Consider the following 1,391-nt stretch of genomic DNA (forward strand, 5'->3'; position numbering starts at 1 on the left):
TGTTCTCTAATTCCGGGCCTGCGGTCAAGACTCTCCACATCCTTGCCGGGTTCATGGTTCTCTCCGCGGTAGGGGCATGCCCTCCGCATGATGGCGTAGGATGACGCTGGCGGATCAATGTGTGAAGCGCGCTTGCTTTTTGAGCATCGCAAAGCCAGGGGCGATCGCACCAACGCCAGCGTCCCGGCAGGGACCTTGGATTCCGCCGGTGGTCGGCGGGAATTCGATAGCTTGCTATGCTGTTTGCATGGCGGTCTCCTTTGATGACCATCTAAATTCGGTTCCTTCGATCCACATCCGATGCAGAATGACCGCAAGCTTTCGCGCAACCGCAACCTTGGCTTTGCGTAGCCCCCTTCGTTTTGCAAGCCGAATGCCCCAGGCTTTGAGCGCTGACCATTTTGCTACGCGTGTGAGCAGCACATTGGCCGCCTCATAGAGATAGCCGCGCAACATTTTGTCGCCGCACTTCGAGATTCGACCCGTCCAGTCAATCTCGCCGGATGCGTAGCGTCGGGTCGTTAGTCCGACATAGGCTCCGACGCTTCTTGACCTTTTGAAGCGCGTAGGGTCGTCGATCGTTGCAAGAAAACAAAGAGCCGTGACAGGGCCGATGCCAGGTGCCGTCATGAACTGTCGCACTTGAGCATTGCTGCGTGCGAGCTTCATGACCTTGCGGTCGAGATCAGCAATCTGCTGCTCGATGGCTACTCGGGCGGTGAGTAGCGGCGTTACCGCAACGGCGAGTTCCGGCCGATTTTCGGTCAGCTCCGCAGCACGCGATGCGAATACGTTCATCTTTGCTGGGCCAATAACCAGCCCGAGGTTCTTTAAGAGCCCACGGATTTGATTCTCGAGATCCCGCTTGATCTTAACGAGTAGAGCTCGGCTGACCAGCACAGCCTTCACCGCGTGACAGTCGAGGTCTTTGACGCGCACCTCCTTATACCATCCACATTGCATGATGCGGGCTATGCCTACGGCATCGTTGCGGTCGCTCTTGTTGATTTGCATTTTCAAAGCAGCCTTGGCGTGCCTGGCGTCGATACAGATGACTGGCAGCCCGAGCTTATTTAACTCAGTCCACAGCCATGTCGACGTTGCTCCTGTTTCGAGTCCGATCCGCGCGACATACGGCGCATTTGACTTGATGAATGCTGCGATCGCTTCGGGGTCGGAACGAACCACGCCTTCACGCTCAATCTTTCCCGTCCGATCAACAATGCAGATCGCTGTTAGCCTCAGAGAAACGTCCAGTCCGACATAATGCTCCATTGCAGCTCTCCTGTCATTGCAGGGCCCAAGAGATGAGCCTCATCGATTCCTGGAGAGCTGATTCTGAGAGCTTCAGTATGGCTCTGGCCCGGAATTACCCCATGTGTGAAAACGCG

The 1,391-nt window shown here is 56.1% G+C and carries 1 protein-coding gene; it reads right to left on the reverse strand.

From position 1 onward, the window contains the following. Positions 1-234: 234 nt before the first annotated feature. Positions 235-1,275 (reverse strand): IS110 family transposase, encoded by a 1,041-nt coding sequence (locus IVA95_RS30095; RefSeq protein WP_247513796.1) that lies wholly within the window; start codon positions 1,273-1,275, stop codon positions 235-237. Positions 1,276-1,391 lie beyond the last annotated feature (116 nt).

The organism is Bradyrhizobium sp. 157, from assembly GCF_023073815.1.
GTDB lineage: Bacteria > Pseudomonadota > Alphaproteobacteria > Rhizobiales > Xanthobacteraceae > Bradyrhizobium.

Bases quoted from the DNA above. Each gene is read 5' to 3' on its own strand.
- IVA95_RS30095 (WP_247513796.1), bottom strand. From the start codon at position 1,275: ATGGAGCATTATGTCGGACTGGACGTTTCTCTGAGGCTAACAGCGATC.